Origin of the sequence: Epilithonimonas hispanica, assembly GCF_003385395.1 — a bacterium.
Classification (GTDB): Bacteria; Bacteroidota; Bacteroidia; order Flavobacteriales; family Weeksellaceae; genus Epilithonimonas; species Epilithonimonas hispanica.
Map to the genome: position 1 here is coordinate 26,242 of NZ_QNUG01000003.1, position 19,269 is coordinate 45,510.

General features: G+C 33.9%; 13 protein-coding genes and 1 pseudogene. 7 read left to right on the top strand and 7 right to left on the bottom strand.

Annotated features, from left to right (window positions below):
- Positions 1 to 9 precede the first annotated feature (9 nt).
- The gene (rpe, locus tag DRF58_RS01625; RefSeq protein ID WP_116032077.1) at positions 10 to 660 is read left to right on the top strand and encodes a ribulose-phosphate 3-epimerase; all 651 of its coding nucleotides are present in this window, start codon (positions 10 to 12) and stop codon (positions 658 to 660) included.
- Between the two features lie 180 nt (positions 661 to 840).
- Here rpe and DRF58_RS01630 read toward each other — a convergent pair whose 3' ends face one another.
- The 5 genes from DRF58_RS01630 to DRF58_RS01650 all read right to left on the bottom strand — a co-directional run bounded on the left by DRF58_RS01630 (position 841) and on the right by DRF58_RS01650 (position 8,000).
- The gene (locus DRF58_RS01630) at positions 841 to 1,260 is read right to left on the bottom strand and encodes a nucleoside-diphosphate kinase (protein WP_034965572.1); all 420 of its coding nucleotides are present in this window, start codon (positions 1,258 to 1,260) and stop codon (positions 841 to 843) included.
- A 303-nt stretch (positions 1,261 to 1,563) separates the two neighbouring features.
- Complete coding sequence (gene purF, locus DRF58_RS01635) at positions 1,564 to 3,075, bottom strand: amidophosphoribosyltransferase (RefSeq protein ID WP_116032079.1); 1,512 nt, start codon at positions 3,073 to 3,075, stop codon at positions 1,564 to 1,566.
- 19 nt (positions 3,076 to 3,094) lie between these two features.
- Positions 3,095 to 3,817, bottom strand: coding sequence for a phosphoribosylaminoimidazolesuccinocarboxamide synthase (gene purC, locus DRF58_RS01640; protein WP_116032080.1), 723 nt, complete (start codon positions 3,815 to 3,817; stop codon positions 3,095 to 3,097).
- A 300-nt stretch (positions 3,818 to 4,117) separates the two neighbouring features.
- On the bottom strand, positions 4,118 to 5,971 hold the full coding sequence (locus DRF58_RS01645; RefSeq protein WP_116032082.1) for an endonuclease: 1,854 nt from the start codon (positions 5,969 to 5,971) through the stop codon (positions 4,118 to 4,120).
- Between the two features lie 166 nt (positions 5,972 to 6,137).
- Entirely contained in the window at positions 6,138 to 8,000 is a 1,863-nt protein-coding gene (locus tag DRF58_RS01650) for a DUF349 domain-containing protein (protein WP_116032084.1), read from the bottom strand.
- Positions 8,001 to 8,220: 220 nt separating this feature from the next.
- Between DRF58_RS01650 and queA the strand changes: the two genes are divergently transcribed.
- Positions 8,221 to 9,270: a tRNA preQ1(34) S-adenosylmethionine ribosyltransferase-isomerase QueA gene (gene queA / locus DRF58_RS01655; protein ID WP_116032085.1), complete on the top strand. Its 1,050-nt coding sequence runs from the start codon at positions 8,221 to 8,223 to the stop codon at positions 9,268 to 9,270.
- A gap of 83 nt (positions 9,271 to 9,353) precedes the next feature.
- Positions 9,354 to 10,214, top strand: a complete 861-nt coding sequence (locus DRF58_RS01660) for a hypothetical protein (protein ID WP_116032087.1) — start codon at positions 9,354 to 9,356, stop codon at positions 10,212 to 10,214.
- An 87-nt stretch (positions 10,215 to 10,301) separates the two neighbouring features.
- On the opposite strand, the gene DRF58_RS01665 is transcribed toward DRF58_RS01660, so the two are convergent.
- A complete protein-coding gene (locus DRF58_RS01665) occupies positions 10,302 to 13,979 on the bottom strand; it encodes a metallophosphoesterase (protein ID WP_116032089.1) in 3,678 nt (1,225 codons plus the stop codon).
- A gap of 325 nt (positions 13,980 to 14,304) precedes the next feature.
- Between DRF58_RS01665 and DRF58_RS01670 the strand changes: the two genes are divergently transcribed.
- The 4 genes and pseudogenes from DRF58_RS01670 (at position 14,305) to DRF58_RS01690 (ending at position 16,714) form a co-directional block, all read left to right on the top strand.
- A complete protein-coding gene (locus DRF58_RS01670) occupies positions 14,305 to 15,507 on the top strand; it encodes a Pycsar system effector family protein (protein WP_116032091.1) in 1,203 nt (400 codons plus the stop codon).
- Positions 15,508 to 15,528: 21 nt separating this feature from the next.
- Positions 15,529 to 15,929, top strand: a pseudogene (locus DRF58_RS01675) (NTF2 fold immunity protein).
- A 120-nt stretch (positions 15,930 to 16,049) separates the two neighbouring features.
- The gene (locus DRF58_RS01685; RefSeq protein WP_116032098.1) at positions 16,050 to 16,298 is read left to right on the top strand and encodes a DUF6364 family protein; all 249 of its coding nucleotides are present in this window, start codon (positions 16,050 to 16,052) and stop codon (positions 16,296 to 16,298) included.
- Entirely contained in the window at positions 16,298 to 16,714 is a 417-nt protein-coding gene (locus tag DRF58_RS01690; RefSeq protein WP_116032101.1) for a PIN domain-containing protein, read from the top strand. Before DRF58_RS01685 ends, DRF58_RS01690 begins: the two co-directional genes overlap by 1 nt.
- Positions 16,715 to 16,717: 3 nt before the next feature.
- Here DRF58_RS01690 and DRF58_RS01695 read toward each other — a convergent pair whose 3' ends face one another.
- The gene (locus DRF58_RS01695; RefSeq protein WP_116032103.1) at positions 16,718 to 19,045 is read right to left on the bottom strand and encodes a GAF domain-containing protein; all 2,328 of its coding nucleotides are present in this window, start codon (positions 19,043 to 19,045) and stop codon (positions 16,718 to 16,720) included.
- Between the last annotated feature and the right edge of the window lie 224 nt (positions 19,046 to 19,269).

Consider the following 19,269-nt stretch of genomic DNA (forward strand, 5'->3'; position numbering starts at 1 on the left):
ACTATAAAAATGAAAAACAAACTTATAGCGCCTTCTCTTCTCTCTGCGGATTTTGGAAATCTACAGAGAGACATCGAAATGCTAAATAATTCTCAGGCAGACTGGCTCCACGTAGATGTGATGGACGGTCGTTTTGTCCCAAACATTTCTTTTGGATTTCCTGTGATGAAAACCGTTCAGCAACACGCCAAAAAATTCGTGGATGTTCACCTGATGATTGTTGAACCCGAAAAATATGTGGAAGAATTTATAGAATACGGTGCTGACTTGGTTTCTCTCCATTTCGAAGCTTGCACACATCTCCATAGAACCATTCATCAGATTCAGGACAAAGGGGCGAAAGCAGGCGTAGTTCTTAATCCGGCAACTCCCGTTTTGATGTTGGAAGACATTATTGCAGATGTAGATTTAGTTTTATTGATGAGTGTCAATCCAGGATTTGGAGGACAAAAATTCATTGAGAACACTTATAAAAAAATTAGCGAGACCAAAGATTTGATTCTAAGCAACAATTCAACCGCACTAATCCAAATTGACGGCGGCGTAAACTTAGACAACGCTTCTAAGCTTTTCGAGGCAGGAGCAGACGTTCTGGTAGCAGGGAATGCAGTTTTCTCTTCCCAAGATCCCGAGAGAACTATTGAGTTACTTAAATTTTAGGAGCTTAATCCCGCTATCCGCTATATCTTTTTTGTCTTAGAAATTTTGACACCGAGTCGAAGTTCTCTGTTAAGACAAAAAAGGATGCCGCTACTATCGGGGCTAGTGACAAGCTAATACAAAAAAAAAATAGGCTATCAGTTTTGACAGCCTATTTTTATATTTTATTTTCAGAAGAAATTAAAAAATCTCTCTCCCCGAAAAATGAAATTGAGCTTCGATAAGCGCATTCTCATCAGAGTCAGAACCGTGAACAGCATTCTCTCCGATACTTCTTGCAAAAAGCTTTCTGATAGTTCCTTCAGCAGCTTCTGCTGGATTAGTAGCTCCAATTGTAGTTCTGAAATCTTCTACAGCGTTATCCTTCTCAAGAACTGCTGCTACGATTGGTCCAGAAGACATAAAGTCAACCAATTCTCCGTAGAAAGGTCTTTCAGAATGTACTTCATAGAACTTTTTTGCATCAGCTACAGTTAACTGAGTTAATTTCAAAGCTTTAATTTTAAAACCAGCCTCGCTGATTTTTCCAAGAATCGCTCCAATGTGTCCATCCGCTACTGCATCTGGCTTAATCATGGTAAAAGTGATTTTTCCTGACATTTTTTTATTTATTTTTTTTAAAGAGTTACAAATTTACAATATTTTTTTGTTACATTTGTTCTCGGAAATTCTTTTCTGGGAAACGACATTCTTTGGCACACTATTTGTTCTAATTAATTCGATTCTCATGTTTAATTTGAGTTTTCATGGTTATTAGTTTTTACCCCAACTTCGGTTGGGGTTTTTTTGTTTTTAAAATAAGATTAGTCAAATAAAAAAACCGTCAAACAAATATTGCTGACGGTTTTTACTATTAAACAATTGATTTAAATCAATTTGATAAATATCATATGATATTTTATTTTAAAAGAGCGCTACTGCTTCCGGATTAGCTACGGGATATTTTTCTGTAAAACAACCAAAACAATGATTAGGAGAACCTAAAATATTAATCAGGTTATCAACACTCAAAAATTCTAAGCTATCAACATCTAGATACTTTCTCAGTTCTTCTTTATTCATATTAGCAGAAATCAAATCATCTTTTGTTGGCGTATCTATTCCCAAAAAGCAAGGCGCAATAATTGGCGGAGAAACACTTCTAAAATGAATTTCCTTCACACCTGCTTTTTTCAAAATCTTAACCAATCGTTTTGATGTAGTTCCTCTTACAATAGAATCATCAATAATAACAACTCTTTTACCTTTGATTTCAGAAACTATGGGATTCAATTTAAGATTAACCAAATGTTCTCTCATCTCTTGAGACGGGATAATAAATGATCTTCCAATATACCTATTCTTAATCAAAACCGGACGAAAAGGAATGCCTGAAGCCTTAGAAAAACCAATTGCTGCTGGAACACCAGAATCTGGAACACCAATCACAATATCCGCTTCAACAGGAGCTTGTTCCCAAATCTTCTTTCCTGATTGCTCTCTAACTTCGTGAACATTAATTCCTTCTAAAGTAGAATCTGGTCTTGCAAAATAGATATATTCGAAAGCACAAATCCTGTTGACGCAGTCATCTTTTACAAGATAGGACTGTAATCCTTCTTCGTTATCACTGGTATAGATAATCTCGCCAGGTAAAACATCGCGTACATATTGCGCTCCTACTCCATCCAAAGCACAACTTTCGGAAGCTACAACAAATGTATTTTCGTCAATTGCTCCAAGAACCAACGGTCTGATTCCATTGAAATCGCGGAAAGCAAAAAACTTATTCCTTGTAATCCCAACTACAGAATATGCACCTTCGATTTTTTCCATGGTTGCTTTGATTGCCCCACGAAGTCCAAGATCAAGATTTTTTTGAATTAATCTTAATATAACCTCGGTATCAGAAGTTGCACGAAAAACAACACCTTCGTCTTCCAACTCTTTTCTAAGTTGCTTTGCATTGGTAAGATTTCCGTTATGAGCTATAGAAAGTATGATTTGGTCGTATTCATTCTTTGCAAAAAACGGTTGAAAATTATATTTCTTTTTGTCTCCTGCAGTAGTATATCTCGTGTGCCCGATAACGGTACTTCCCATGTATTGCTGAGGCTCTTCTATCGTTTTGAAAACGTCTAAAACCAACCCTTCATCCTTTACGGAAAGTATTTTACCATTATTACCAACCGCAATTCCGCAAGCTTCTTGACCGCGATGTTGCAAGGCAAAAAGACCGAACTGCGACAGAGAAAACGTGTCCAAATTCTCTGTAGAATGCAATCCGAAAATCCCACATTCTTCTTCCATTTTATCAAAAGGATAGTGAGCTTCCTTTTCTTCTTTGGAGAGATGCTTGGTTTCTTCGAATTCCTGATAGCGGTTTTGAAAAGCGTATTTTGGTAATGTGCTGTAATTTTGAAATTCTAAATCCATTCTAAATTTTTCTCGGATTTTATTTTTCTAGAGCAGTTTGTAATCTGTCAAAAATCTCAACATAAGCTTCCGTGATTTCGCCTAAATCTCTTCGGAATCTGTCTTTGTCAAGCTTTTTCATTGTATCCTTGTCCCAAAGTCTACAAGTGTCTGGCGAAATCTCGTCTGCTAAAACAATTTTACCATCGGAAGTTTTTCCTAACTCGATTTTGAAATCTACAAGAATCACATTAGCTTTATCAAATAAATCAATTAAAAGTTTGTTGATTTTATCTGTCAAAGCATACATTTCGTCAAGTTCATCGTAAGTTGCAGCTCCAAGGAAAACAGCGTGATGATCATTAATCAACGGATCTCCTAATTCATCTTTTTTGTAGCAAAGATCAAAAATAGTTACTGGAGATTTAAGACCTTCTTCTACGCCTAATCTCAGAGCCATACTTCCCGCAACATAGTTACGAACAACCATTTCTAATGGAATGATATCCACTTTTTTTACCAATTGTTCTCTGTCATCCAATTTTTCGATGAAGTGTGTTGGGATTCCGTTTTCGATAAGATATCCGAAAATAAGTGTAGAAATAGCATTGTTCAATTCGCCTTTTCTATCGAACTGTCCACGCTTCTGTGCATTGAAAGCTGTAGCATCGTCTTTGTAACGAACAACGACTTCGTCAGGGTTTTCGGTAGCGAAAACCTGTTTAGCTTTACCTTCGTAAAGCATTTCTTTCTTTTGACTCATAATGTTTCATTTTTTTAAAAGGAAGTCGCGAATCACTTCGATTTCCAATTAAACTTTTTACTGTTAGATTTATGCGCAAATTTACGAAATTTTTACATTAAATCCGGTTTTGTAAATATTGAGTTCATGAAGCATTTTTGAAACAGAAAATCTTAACAGCCCGACTTGAACGGAGCTCTTTTTCTTTTTTGAATAAAAAAGAAAAAAGCGGGAGTGGAAGACGGATTAAGCTGCCCAAATTATAAAACAAAAAAAAGTCTCTTACGAAAAAGAGACTTTTGAAATACATTTTAACCAATTTTATTTTTTGATGAACTTGATTGATTTTCCATCAACATTCAGGATGTAAGTATTTGGAAGTAATGAGTGAACGTCAATTGATTTTTCATTTGTAAATGGATTACCGATATTTTTCATCAATTTCCCAGAAAGATCATAAATCTTCGCAGATTTCGCTTTGCTAACATCGCCGGCAATATTGATTCTATCAACCACTGGATTTGGATAAATCTTGAAATCCAGATTAGGATTCACAACATCATTAACCGCTAAAATGCCTAAACCTTGGCAATAATCTGATGCGTAAGAAGTCCATTCGTTTGCATCGAAAGTTGCTGTAGGATTGATAACATTCGAGTTTCTGTAAAGTGACTTATTAGCATTGGCATTATCCTGAGCTTTGATTCCAATGGCATCTACAGTTTCGGATTTATAAGAAAGATCAACATAGTTGCTTCCTGTAAAAGAAAGAGACGGAGCTGCTGTAACGAATTTGGCATCAGAAACATTGAAGCAACTGAAATTCGCATTCGGATTGATTGCTACAAAACTTTGATTATTTTCTACCTCGCCCTCCAATTCAAATGGTTCTCCAAAATAATAAGCAGTTCCTTTGTACTGAATGTATAGTTTATAACCTTGAAGGTTGACTTTGTGTCCGGTTCTGTTTGCAATTTCAAAAGCTTTGTTATTTTCAGTTCCTTCAAGATATTTGATTATTTGTAAATCTTTTGCAAAAATATCAGTTTCCAAAGTTGTGACCGAAAAAGTATTACTTTCCGGACTATCCAAATAACTAGAATCATAAGACTTAACAGAAAAATTATAGGTTGTATTAGGAATCAAATGATCGGCTGAAAAAGAATTGGTTTTTGAAGTTCCTGTTAATACGCCATCCTGATAAATCTTATACCCTAAAACATCCGATTCTGAGTTCGCTTGCCAAACCAAGTTTACAAAATAGGCAGAGTTTCTTTCCAATGTAAGTTGAGAAGGTGCCGATGGAGCAATATTATCAGGTGTCTGATTCCAAATCAAGTCTATCCATTCTGGATGGTCAATAAAAGGATTTCTATTTTTCTGAATAATATAAACCGAATTATTCCTATCAATCTCCCGTTGTGAAACAGGATCTAACTGATGCCAAGAAAGCAACATATCAATGTACCAACTTTCAAATGCTCTTTCTTCTGTTCCATCCATTGGATTTCTATCTTTCGCAGGATCCTCATTTGAACTATAATTAAAACTTCTTAACTTTCCCTCATATCTAACTACATAATAAAGCAAAGATCTTGCAATATCACCTTTAAATTCGTCTATCGGTTCATAAGCCCTTTCTTTATAACTAGAACCAAGAATCCCATTAGTTCCTTGTTTTGAACCATTGGTAAATGTGTAGCTCGCATTTGCAACTTTTCCATAAGGATAATTGCTTCTTAGCTGATTGATTCTCCCATCGGTCGGAATTACAAAAAACAAATCCGAATACATGGGATAAGCACTATTAAAAGAACTTTGCGGTACCATATGTTCCCGATTCCAACCTAATCCTTCCGAAGCTGCGGAGCTAACAATATCATTCAAAGTATAATGATAAGCCGTCTCACCAGTTGGATTATTAGAATAGATATCTAGTAAATAAGTTGAATTATTAGCATCGTAATCATAATACTTATCAATATCCGTCTGTCCATACAAAGTTTTCAAATCGTCGTAATGATAATTATAAACTTTTGTAGAAATGATATCGTGAAGTTTAGTTTTCAATTGATAACCTGTCAAATTCTCCGTTCCAGAGTAGTATCCTTCCGGTGCAGCTTGTGCAATAACTAAAACCGGCAAAACAGACAATACGAATAAGTATTTTTTCAAAATAGAATATTTTTTAATAATCGGGCTATAAAAATATCATTTTTTTATAAGACTTATTTTATTTTTTAAAAATTGATTATTAATAATAATTTACATTAGATATCTAGACAAAAAAATCCCCTATAAAAGAGGATTAATATATTATATATTCTGAGATTCAAAAACTTCACTCTCCTGCGATAATGTTATGAAGCGTAACTTTCAAGCTTTCAAGTTGTTCTTTTTTAGCATCTAACTTACTATAAGTATCTTTCAAAAGAGGATTTTCTCTACTTGGATTATTGAAGAATGCCAAATTATTTTCCAATTGTACAACTTCAGCTTCCAAATCAGCAATTTGATTTTTGATTTTCCTTGCCTTATCTGTCAATTGGCTTTCAGAAAGGTTTTCTTCTTTCAAATCGAATTCATTAATCTTATTAAGTTTTAATTTCTCTCTAAGTGTCTTGTTGAATTCTGTATTAATAGACAACTTATCTTTAGGAACTTTACCAATTGCATTCCAAGCATTTTTGATGTTCTCAATTTTTTCTACAGAACCCTCTTCGTCCATCAAAGCTTTCAACTCTTCCAGAAGTGCTTTTTTGTTTTTATAATTTTCTTTCCAGTTATCTCCTGTTGCGTTATTCTTATCTCTGTAATTCTTGAAAAAAGTATTACAAGCATCACGGAAATCATCCCAAACTTTGTTTGCCTGACTTCTAGGAACGTGACCAATCTTTTTCCAATCTTCCTGCAATTTTTTGAACAGTGGAACTATAATATCCCAATCTTCAGAATTCATATTATCCTGAGCCGTTTTTATCAAGCTTAATTTCTCCTCAAGATTATGAATCTGAGAACCTTTCAGATTTTTGTAGAAATCATTTTTAGTGGTATTGAAATCTCTCAAGGTTTGTTTGAAATCTGTCCAATTTTGGTTGGATATTTTTTTAGGAACCGGTCCTATTTTCAAAAATTCTGTACGCAAATCTTCCACTCTTTTTATAGCTTGTTGCCAAAAAGAATGATTAACATTTTGAGTTGCAGACAGAGTTTTCAACTCTTCGATGATTTTATTCTTTTTATCAAGATTCTCTTGTTGCTCAGATTCCTGAACTGCAATCAGTTCAGATTTTCTTTCGTGGATTTTATTAGAAATTTCTTTGAACTCATCCCAAGTTTTCTCACGGAATTCCTCTGCAACTGGCTCTGCTTCTTCTTTCCAAAGTTTGTGTAGATATTGCAACTCATTCAAAGCTTTTTGAACTACTTTTTCGTCCAACAATTCTTTTGCTCTTTGGATGATATGCTCTCTTTTTTCAAGGTTATGAGCAAACTCCTGCTCAAGATATTCCTTATTAAGATCCAACATTTCGTTGAACATTTTCAAATGATGGAAATAATTGTTATTAAGATTTTTGAATTCGGATTTCGCCACTTGACCAGCATTACCCCAAGCTTCTTTAATTTCTCTAATGGACTTAAATAGATTGACACCTGGCTCAGAATTGGTGTAAAGGTTTTTCAATCTTTCGATGATTGACAATCTTTCCTTTAAGTTTTTCTGATGATCAGCTTCCTGAGCTTTGTGGAAAACATCAAGTTTTTCCTTGAATATATTGACTAACGCTGACAGTTTGGATGCTAGTGGATGATGAAATTCGAAGTGTTCTTCCGGATTACCTTGCTCAAGATATTCGTGTTTTTTGTCTTCAACCTCATCTGCCAATTTATGATTAGCATGATCTCTAAGCGCGTTGAATTTTTTCGAAAAAGCAAAAGCATCGTCTTTGTTCACGATAGTTTCCATTTCATTCAAAGTTTCATTCAGAGAAAGATTAGAATAATTTTCTTCTGCAAGTTCGATTTCCTGATGTTGAGTTTCGGTTTCAGAATTTTCTTCTGCAACAACTTCTTCAGATGCAGAATTAGGCGTTTCGGTTTCCGAAACCTGTTCTGTTGTCACTTCTTCTACTGATTGATTTTCAGAAGGATTGACTTCAGAATTAAGTTTTTCGTTTTCAGGATTTTCGTTTTCAATACTCATAACAAGGCAAATTAATTGACAAAAACAACTTTTAAATGCACTAAATTAACTGTTTTTTCTAGAAAACACCAAATATTAATACTAATTTTCAAAAAAAAGCACTAAATATTTACCAAGATTATGACAGAAGATTTAAAAATCAATAATTACTTGACAAAGGCTTTTTGATGTCGTATCTTTGCACCTCGAAAATTTAAAACAAATAAAATCCGTAAATTTTATGAAAACATCTGATTTTAATTTTGACCTTCCTGCGGAATTATTAGCTGAACACCCTTCAGAAAACCGTGACGAAGCAAGATTGATGGTTCTTAACAGAAAAACTGAAACTATCGAACACCGTCTTTTCAAAGATGTCATCGAATATTTTGATGAAAAAGACCTTTTCATCTTCAACAATACAAAAGTTTTCCCTGCAAGATTGTTCGGAAACAAAGAAAAAACAGGCGCAAAAATCGAAGTTTTCTTATTGAGAGAACTAGATGCAGAAACTCGTGTTTGGGACGTTTTGGTTGATCCTGCAAGAAAAATCAGAATCGGTAACAAATTATTCTTCACAGAGGACGAATCTCTAGTTGCAGAAGTTATCGACAACACAACTTCAAGAGGAAGAACATTGAGATTCTTATTCGACGGTTCTTACGAAGAATTTAGAGCAAAATTGACTGAACTTGGTGAAACTCCGCTTCCAAAATACATCAAAAGAGATGTTGAGCCAGAAGATGCTGAAAGATATCAAACTATCTATGCAAAAGTAGAAGGTGCTGTTGCGGCTCCAACTGCTGGTCTGCACTTCTCAAAACATTTGATGAAGAGATTGGAAATCAAAGGAATTGATTTCGCTGAAATTACGCTTCACGTTGGTTTGGGAACTTTCAACCCAATCGAAGTTGAAGACCTTTCTAAGCACAAAATGGAATCTGAAGAGGCGATTATTGATGAGAAAAACGCAGAAATCATCAACAGAGCTGTTCAAGAAGGCCGTAGAGTTGTTGCCGTGGGTACAACTACAATGAGAGCGCTTGAAACATCTGTTTCTTCTAATAAAAAAATATCTGCTTACAGAGGATGGACGAACAAATTCATCTATCCGCCTCACGATTTTGGTGTTGCTAATGCAATGATTACCAACTTCCACACGCCTAAATCTACTCTAATTATGATGATTGCAGCTTTTGCAAACAAAGATTTCATAATGAGAGCTTACGAGGAAGCTGTAAAAGAAAAATACAAATTCTACTCTTACGGAGACGCAATGTTGATTCTTTAAGATTTGAATTTTTCAAAGATAGAATGCACAACTTTTATGGTTGTGCATTTTTTTATGTCTTGTAATTTCATTAATTTCATCGTATGAAAGCACTTTCTTTTTTAGCATTATTATCTATTACGTTTTCCTGTTCACAAACTCAGGACAATTTCTCCACTATTTCATCCCTACCAAAAAAAATAAAAGAAGCTTCAGCTTGTGAAATTTCGAAAGCTTCACCATTGATTTGGACAATTGAGGATAATCATAATCATAATGTTCTTTTCGGATTCAATGAAAAAGGAGAATTAATAAAGCAAATCACCATTTCTAATGTTGAAAATAACGATTGGGAAGATTTGACTTCTGATGATGAAGGCAATATTTATATCGGAGATTTTGGAAATAATGATAACGAAAGGCAGAATCTTGCTATTTATAAAATCAAGGCTTCGGATTTAAATAAGGATGAAGCACAAGCAGAATCGATTGTTCAATTCTATTATCCTGAACAAACCGAATTTCCTCCAAAGAAAAAAGACCGAATTTTTGACGTAGAATCGTTCTTTATTCATAACAATAAGTTTTATCTTTTTACAAAAAACAGAAGTTCAAAATTCGATGGAACAACCGTTTTATATGAAGTTGAGAATAATTCGTCTCAAAAATTACCTGCTAAAAAAATCGGGAGTTTTGTGACATGCGAGCAATTCAACCATTGCGCTGTGACAAGTGCAGACATCAGTCCTAAAAAAGATAAAGTTGCCATCTTAAGCTCCGATAAAGTTTGGATTTTCACCAATTGGAAAGACAACAATTTCTTATCTGGAAAGGTTGAAAAAATTGAATTGAATCATCATACTCAGAAAGAAGGCTTATGTTTCAAAGATGAAAATACCATTTTAATGACTGACGAAGGTGGAAAAAAACAAACGGGAAATCTTTATCAATTGAAGTTGAAATAATGTAGCCATTTATAAAGAAACGCCTTCAGAGTTTGAAACCCTGAAGGCGTTTTTGTCTTTAAATAAATTGTTATTATAACCCAATTATTAAAAAGTTCCGCCAATTCCAATCACCAATCTTCCGCCGTCAGAAGAATTGAAATAAGAAGCGTTCAAAGAAATTGCATCAACTGCATTCAACCAAAATCCGCCACCGTAAGAATTGTGCCATTTGTTGGAACTTTCATTCGGATTCCAAACTCTTCCTAAATCAAATCCACCAAAAAATCCATAACTCAAAGGTAAAATCGAGTTTTTAATTTTCCCTACTTCATATTTCAAATCCGTGGTTTCAAAGAAAGAATTTTTTCCATAAAAACGATTAAATCGGAAACCTCTCAAATCATTATTTCCGCCTAAAGTCGCCATCTGATAAAACTCATAACCGTCTCCCAAAAGCCATTTTGCTTTTGCATAAGTAGACCAAATCAATCTTTTATCAGTCGTTAAATAATGTAAAAAACCAAGCCCTGTTTCGAGTGAAGTATAGTTCCTGTCGGTATTTTCAAGATTCATATTGTAAACCGCTCGTACATCGAATTTCATTCCCAATTTCGGATTAGCTTTGTTGTCATAATTCTCATAATTAAAGGAAACATCCGCTCCACTAAATTGTTTCGAATTGAAGACATCTTCGTTCACAACATTTGGCAACGAAATATATCGGTCTGAAGTTCTATCAATTTTCAAAACTTCATATTTCAGTTTTGCTGAGAAAGTTGACGCATTTTTGTTCCAATTAATAGACGGAGAAAACGCAAATTCTTTTGCTCTTACATTCGTAAATCGATTTCCAAATTCTTCATTCAAATTAACAGTTTCGTTCCCTATTCCGTAGAAATTTCTGATGTAATGCGAACTCGTAACTCTCGCATCTAAACCATAAAACCATCCGCCTGTCAACTGCGGAAAAATGCCTTGGTAAGCCAACTCGTAACCTTTGGTTCCTGTAAAATAATTGGCTTTTAACTGATGTTTTTGAGAAAAAGGATTTTGCACAAAATTGTTCACAATATAAGTTCCGACAACTCCAAAAGAAAGCGCATCATCAGGATTGAAACCCAAATTTGGCATTACCAAAGTGCTGTTATATTTCGGTTTTTTGTAATTATATTGATTGATATCGTAATCGTCGGTTAAAGTTACATTAGCTTTTCCTTTATTTTCAAAGTTATTTTTTTTGCTTTTGTAATCATAGATTTTCAAGTTTTTAGCGTTAGAAACGGTGTATTTATCTTCGTCCAAACCACCTAACAATCTAACTTTTATACTTGAATTTGATTTTCCTTCCACAACAAACTCATCGTCATCAGAAAGCGCATAAATCCAAATTTCTTTGGTTTCTTTTCCTGAATAAATCTTGGAAGAATCCAACTCTTCGCCTGATTTTTTCAAACGATAGATTTTGATTTCGGTTTCGTTGTTTGGCAATCTTGTGACAATAATTTTATCCTTTTTATCCGTTCCTGTCAGCATCACTTTTCTTTCCAAGAATCTAAAATAATCCGAAGCATATTTTTTCAAATCACCTTTACGAATCAACAATTTCTGAATCAAATCTTCGGAAACTTTATCCTGAGTTTCTTTCGGCAAATTTTCAAATGCTTTTCTGATATCATTTTCAGTTAAATTATTTTGAATAAAATCGGCAACTTCCAACCAATCTTTTTCACTAGAATTTTTTGTAAAAGCTAGATCCAAAGGATAAGGTTCGCGATTGAACCATTTAATATCTCTGATTTTATTATCAAATCCTTGCATATGTCTCAAATCAGGAATTCTCATTACCAAAGACAAAATCAATCCATCATATTTTGAAAATGCTTGGTCTCTGTCTTTCGGAATCGGGCTGTAAATCACATCTCCGTTTTCTTTTTTAGCTTCGAATTTCCATTGGTCGTGATGTCTGTCCCAATCGCCAATCAACATATCGAACAAACGTGCTTTTATCCAAGCTTTTTCATCCATTTTATACTTTTCATCTTTGGCAAGATTCAGGATGACTTCATCAGTTCCGATAACTTTATTTGGATTTTCTTCAGTTTCCATTGGTCTGTCTTCGAGATAATACAATTCGTCACCAAAAGTCTCATTGAAATTTTTCAAAGTCTTCTGTTTCGGAATGTAAAAAAGTTCAGGTGTTGTATGACGAATTCCCAATTTATCGGACATTTCACCAATTGCCAAAGGTGTGTAAGGATGAGAAGTTGTATAAAAATCAAGCAAAAATTTGTCCGCATAACTTCCGTCAAAATCATCTACAACATATTGGTTTTTGAACGCAACAGCCTGCAAAAATCTAACACCACTTTTTTTGAGTGCTCGAATCACATATTCGTTTCCTGATTTGGTTTCCAGACGAAGCGATTTGGTTTGATGTCCACCTCCTGCTCTATCTGTTTTCACACCTCCGAAAAGCGTGTCCAGAGCTAGGTTCTTAACATCGATTTTCTTAGAATAATAATCTCTGTAATGTTTTCCCCAAAGAAATTCGTACAGTTTACTTTTCTTGGTCATCGATGAATCATAGATTGAAGCCTTTGTATATTCCGAGAAGTTTTTCGGGTAATCTTTGGAAGTTTTTTCTTCGGTTCCAAGAACCGTTTTTCTGAACAACAATTCCGATTTTTCCGGATTAAGGTTGTAGAAACTCACTTCTGCATTTCCAGAATTTGAGATTTTCAGTTCCGCATATCCATTTTTTCCGAATGAAAAATCATTAGCTCCAACAGCTTTTGCAGATTCTGTTTTGGAACCAGCACCGCTCACGATTTGTCTGATGTCGCCTTGCTCAATATATTGCAAATTATGGTCGTGACCGGAAACTACAACTACATTTTTCCGTCCGCTGATCAAAGTTTTCAGTCGGTCTGCCAGATTTTTATAATTCTGATTGCTGATATCCTGATGCGTGATTCCGCCGGTTGCTCTCGTCAAATTGATGATGGAACCTAAAATTGGAAGAGGAATTTTATTTTCCAAAGGAAAAACCTGCTTTTTCCAAGAGTAATATCCGCCGTGAGAACCGTTTGTAACCAAAGGATGATGCGTTGCAACGACAATTGTTTTGTTTTGATTTTTATTCAATTGGTCTTCGAATTCTGTGTAGAAATCTTCTCGGGTTTTGATGTCGCATTTTTCGTTGATATTCGGATTCTTATTCCAATCTGCTAAAACCCATTCTGTATCGACTAAAATCAAAGTCAGCTTTTTGTTGATTTTTCTGGTTTCGATGGGACAGCCATTTCTTGGCGCAAATGTATTTTTGTCCCCAAATTTTTCTGTTACATAATCTTCTTCACGTTTCAGACCTTTGATGCCGTTGTTATACCAATCGTGATTGCCAGGAATGAAAATCTTTTTTCCTTTGAATTGATTGGATAATGAGATTTGGTTATCGATTTTTTTCTCTGCTAAACCTCTTTCTTTATCTTCTTTTTTTGGCATTCCTGCTGGATAGATATTATCGCCAAGAAAAATTAGTGTGCTTTTTTCAGAAGCTTTGGACAATGAATCTTTTAGAATATTTATATTTTGGAAAGCTTTGTCTTGGTCAAGGTTTCCAGCATCACCAACCAAATAAAATGTATGAATGATGCTGTCTTTTATGGTTGAATTCTTTTCAAAATTTCTGGCATTCTTTCCGTAATCGGCTTGTTGAACTGCACAGGAAATTGTAGCTAATGAAATTATTATTGATAAAGAAAGTTGGTATATATATTTCATAATTGCTCTGGTTGATAAAATATTTCTAAAAAAATTCAGTTTGTTATTCTGTTAAGAAATTTCAGTGCTGTTTAGATTTCTATAAAATGACAAAACTTCTTTTTTATAATCAATGTTATTATAAAACTGAATCTGCAGCCCGACTTGAGTGGAGCTCTTTTTCTTTTTCTCAAAAAAGAAAAAAGCGGGAACGGAAGGCGGATTAAGCTGCCATAATTATTATTTTATAATTAAAAGTTTAAAATTACTGAAACTCTAACAATATTTAACAAAATTAAAATTTAAAAGCCATTATACTTTCTTAAATTTGTTTCAAATTGCTTTTATGGATATTTTAAAAATTTCGGAAGATTACGTTAAAAATTTATTCAAAGATAGATTATCTTCTGATTACACTTACCATAATCTGGAACATACGATTCAGGTTGTTGATAAAATAAAGATCCTTGCAAAAGCAGAAAACGTTGGTCCCGAAGACACAGAAAATCTTCTTCTGGCAGGTTGGTTTCACGATTTGGGATACATCAGCGACTGCGAAAATCACGAGGAAGAAAGCAGGAAAGCGATTCAGGATTTTTTGAGACAAAATCAATTCAGCGAAGAGCGAATCCAGAAAATTGGCGAGTTGATTTTGGCTACAGACAAATTTTACAAACCAAAAAATCATCTGGAAGAAGTCATAAAAGATGCGGATTTGTACCACTTGGCTTCGGATGATTATTTCAGGATTTGTGAGAATCTGAGACAGGAAATCAAAGAAGTTCATCATCAAAAATTCAGTAAACTGAAATGGGCAGAACTGAATATTAGTTTTTTTGCCAAGCATCAATTCTATACTAAATTTGCGAAAGAGAACTGGCAACCTGAAAAGGAAAAAAATGTTGAAAAAATACTGTCGTCCATCAGAAATATGAAGGAAGAGAAAAAAGAGAAAAGCAGTCTGGAAAAAGATAAAGCACTTCTGAATAAGAAAAAGCTTGAGAAACTGGAAAGTCCTGAACGTGGTATAGAAACGATGTTCCGAGTGACACTGAACAACCATACTAAACTGAGCCAGATTGCTGATAGCAAAGCGAATATCTTACTTTCCGTCAACGCCATTATTATTTCTATCGCTTTGTCAACACTGATTCCAAAACTAGATTCGCCGAGAAATGCGCATCTTGTAATTCCGTCATTTGTGATGATTATGTTTAGTGTGGCGTGTATTATTCTCGCAATAATGTCCACAAGACCAAAAGTCTCCAGCGGAACCTTTACCAGAAAGGAAATTGAAGAGAAAAAAGTGAATCTCCTTTTCTTCGGAAATTTCCACAAAATGCCAATGGAAGAATATATCTGGGCAATGAAAGAAATGATGAAAGACCGACAATATCTCTACGATACGATGATAAAAGACCTCTATTATCTTGGTGTGGTTCTGAACAGAAAATATACTTTATTAAGGCTAACTTACACAGTTTTCACAATCGGAATTATTGCTTCTGTGGTGGCTTTTGTGGTGGCTTTTCGGAATGCGACGGTTTAGTTATTATCTATATCTATATAAGTGGTTAGAAAATTTTGTTTAGTATTAATAGCGATTTTAAATTTATCCTGTTCTGATAAAATCGGCTCAGATGAAAGATTTATATTGAATCAAAATCGTGAATATTCAAATTCTGAATTAAAAAAAACAATATTGAATAATGAAACATTTTCAGAACAAGGATTAAATTATCCTCCAAAACCTATTAATGACGCTAAGAATGCCGTTGACATTGCAGAAGATATTCTTTTTAATACTTATGGTGAAAAAAATATCAAAAGACAACGACCATATAATTTAGTATTCCAAGATAGTTATTGGATTATAAATGGAACAAAAAAAAAGCAGAAATCGGTGGCGTTTTTCTAATTATTTTGAATTCAAAAAATGGTAAAATAATAAAAATAACACACGGAGAATAATTTACAAAGCTTCCACAAAATCATACTCCACTTCCTCTTAAATCTAACACGTATAATAAAAAACGCAAAAACACGTGTTATAATTATTTTCAGTATATTTGTTTAGCCAATCTATTAATAATGAACACAAAACTAACGCTTACCATAGAACAATCTGTTATTGAAAAAGCAAAAAAATATGCTCGCAAAAAAGAAAGAAGCCTTTCTGATTTGATTGAAAATTATTTAAAAGCTTTAACAAAAGTAGAGCCTTCGGAGCCGAAGGAAACTACACCAATCGTGGACTCTTTGAAAGGGTCTTTTAAAGCTCCAAAAGATTTTGATTACAAAAAAGAATTAGGAAATCGTTTGTCCGAAAAATATCTGTGATGCATCATATACTCATTGACACTGATGTTATTTTGGATTTTCTTTTTGATAGAAAACCATTTTCCGAAGATAGCGCCAAATTGCTTAGCCTTTGCGAAAAAGGAGAAATAAAAGGATTTGTAACAGCTATAATGCTTAGCAATATTTATTATCTGTTAAGAAAATCTGCTAAACACGAAAAAGTGATTGAAAGTTTAAAATCTTTAATATTGATAGTAGATATTTCAGTCACAAATAGACAAGCTGTCCAAAACGCTTTAGATTCTGATTTCAAGGATTTTGAAGATGCTCTGCAGAATTTTTCAGCACAGATGGAAAAATACATCACAATCATCGTAACCAGAAATATCAAAGATTATAAAACCAGCAGTTTATCAATAATGACTCCAGAAACTTATTTGAAAACTTTAGCTTAGAATTTAGAGAACTTCCACAAAATCATACTCCACCTTCTCCGCTTGATAATTCACAGCAACACGCAAAGCTCTGAGTCCATTAATTCCTTGTAAATCTTCAACATCCAATTCTTCAATACTCGATTCCAGAATATTTTGGTTTTGAAGGATTTTTATCAATTTCAGATATTCTTCACGTTCTCTTTCCTGAGAATAGATAATGCTTATTTTTCCAGATTGTGTAATCCGTTCATCCGAGTTTTTCACTAAGGATTTGTCTATACGTTTTTTAATCATTTCGTAGCGCGCATTATAACTTCCGTCCACATCAAAACGTTTTTCATCCATTCTGAAACGAATACTGATTGGCGTACTGTAAACCAAAATCAGAGACGCAACATCCAAAGGATAAGCCAATCGGTCTTTGTGTTTTGCATATTCGATTTCTGTTTCACAAAGCACTCTCAATTGCCACAAACGTAGGTTTTTCAAGAAAATCGGATCGTAAATCAAATCAGGTTCAATCGATGAACCAATATATATATTATGCTCAACTCCATCGGTTTTGAAACGCTCATAATAAAACGGAAATCTGCGCTGTTGCTCTTCCTGACGCTTATCCAGAATATCTGCTAAGGTTTTATTAACCGAAGACAAACTATCATCAAATTTTTTACGGAAATTGTAAACCAATTCAGTTTTAGAATCTAATTGCTTATGATAATCTGTAACTACCTGATTATAATTCACATTCTGAAGCTTGATTGATTCCAACAAAGGATGAACTTCCTGATGAATAAAATTCTGAACCTGGCTTTCTGTATCTGCTTTTAAATCTTTAGCCAACAATTCCTGAAAATGAATCAGTTTTAGATTAATTGATTCCAAATCATTGTCAGAACTCACATTTTTGAAAACATCAGAAATCAGCATCAGATTGATTTCCAAATCTTTTTTAATGGCCAAATTTCTGGAAACCGAAGAGTTTCTGATATCTGTTTGTCCAAAAAGTGGTGTCAGATTTTCGAAAGTGATTTCTCGGTAAGGCAAATCAAATTCTTCTCTGTAAAAACCGATATGGCGTTCCGCTTCTTGTCGGAATTTCCAATAAACACTGGGATGTATCGATGTATATTCTCTTTGGATAATCGCTTGGATTCTCGTCTCAATGCCGTCATAAAGCCTGTCCATCGTATCTTCCAGATAAGGCATTACAATTTCCATTTTTTGAGCATTGATGCTGTTCAGCATTTTTTTTCTGGAAACGAGTTCGATAATTCCGAGAACTTTTTTATTCTTTATAATTGGAGCAAAAATCGCACTTTTGATTCCAGCGTCGTAGAATTGTTTTGCAAAATCACTGTCCGGAAACTCTTTGTAAATCTTTTCAAAATCAGAAATGCTGAAATATTTTCTGGATTCTACCAACGCATTGAAATTCTTTTCGCAAAGCAATTCATTTTTAGAATGGTTGAATCCTGAGAGAATAAAACTATCAATCACACTATTGACAGGCGTTTTCACAAATTTATTTTCTTCGTGGTTGATTGACGTATATCCTAATTCCAAATCAGGAACCTGAAAAATCGATCGGAAGATTTTGTTCAATTCTGGTTTTAGGTTTTCATCATCTTCAAGATTAATAAGCTTAGTTTTGAGATTAGAAACGGCAATTTCCGTTGTTGCATCAAAGAAATTAACCACAGCAAAACCTTTCAGTTCCCAACTTTTTGAGGGGAATTTTTCTTTCCACAATTCGTAATCTTCAAAATTATCCAGCAATTCTGCAATCTCCTCTTCTGTTAATCTCTTGAAATTTTCCAATGGATTAACATCGATGAAATCAATATTATTCAGAAAACGATAATGATTTACAACACCTTCTTCATTCGGAATATCGAAAATAAAAGGCATTGAAAAATTGAGCGGAACATTATAAAAATTTCTTAGAATAATACAACAGCTCATCACATAAAAGCGATGCGGGTCAAGACCTTTGATGAACATATCAAAGTTTTCGCCAGCATTTTTCAGAATACTTTGAAAACGTTTCGACGGATTGAAAAAAAAATTATAAAAAGGAAAACCAATTGCTTTGATTTCATTCCCAGTCAGCATTGGCGGAAAAAGGTCACGCAAAAGTTCCTTCATCATTGTTTCGTTGTGTTTGAAGAAATCAAGATTGCTAATGCCATTTAAAAGTTCGGGAAATTCTTTGGTTTTATCCAAAATCCTTTGATGCGAAAGCGCATACTGCGAGCTCTCAGAAGCTTCTGCTTCCATTTTTCGGATGAGTTTTTCAAAAGAAAATTTAAGTACAAACGGGCTGTCGTAAAAGGCTTGGAATTTCATAAGGGTAAAAATCAATGCAAATGTAATAATTATGAATATATTAGTAAAGTCGAATGATGATTCCTAATACTTTAATTTAATTTCATAATTTAAAAAAATTAAATTTTAATCTATTATCAATCTGAGACATAGCTTAGAAATTATCTTTTAAATTTAAAATAATTTCAAGATTATTAGATATATCTATCGTTTCATTATTAGATTTTAAAATTGTTACATTAAAC

Bases quoted from the DNA above. Each gene is read 5' to 3' on its own strand.
- rpe (WP_116032077.1), top strand. From the start codon at position 10: ATGAAAAACAAACTTATAGCGCCTTCTCTTCTCTCTGCGGATTTTGGA.
- DRF58_RS01630 (WP_034965572.1), bottom strand. From the start codon at position 1,260: ATGTCAGGAAAAATCACTTTTACCATGATTAAGCCAGATGCAGTAGCG.
- purF (WP_116032079.1), bottom strand. From the start codon at position 3,075: ATGGATTTAGAATTTCAAAATTACAGCACATTACCAAAATACGCTTTT.
- purC (WP_116032080.1), bottom strand. From the start codon at position 3,817: ATGAGTCAAAAGAAAGAAATGCTTTACGAAGGTAAAGCTAAACAGGTT.
- DRF58_RS01650 (WP_116032084.1), bottom strand. From the start codon at position 8,000: ATGAGTATTGAAAACGAAAATCCTGAAAACGAAAAACTTAATTCTGAA.
- queA (WP_116032085.1), top strand. From the start codon at position 8,221: ATGAAAACATCTGATTTTAATTTTGACCTTCCTGCGGAATTATTAGCT.
- DRF58_RS01660 (WP_116032087.1), top strand. From the start codon at position 9,354: ATGAAAGCACTTTCTTTTTTAGCATTATTATCTATTACGTTTTCCTGT.
- DRF58_RS01665 (WP_116032089.1), bottom strand. From the start codon at position 13,979: ATGAAATATATATACCAACTTTCTTTATCAATAATAATTTCATTAGCT.
- DRF58_RS01670 (WP_116032091.1), top strand. From the start codon at position 14,305: ATGGATATTTTAAAAATTTCGGAAGATTACGTTAAAAATTTATTCAAA.
- DRF58_RS01685 (WP_116032098.1), top strand. From the start codon at position 16,050: ATGAACACAAAACTAACGCTTACCATAGAACAATCTGTTATTGAAAAA.
- DRF58_RS01690 (WP_116032101.1), top strand. From the start codon at position 16,298: ATGCATCATATACTCATTGACACTGATGTTATTTTGGATTTTCTTTTT.
- DRF58_RS01695 (WP_116032103.1), bottom strand. From the start codon at position 19,045: ATGAAATTCCAAGCCTTTTACGACAGCCCGTTTGTACTTAAATTTTCT.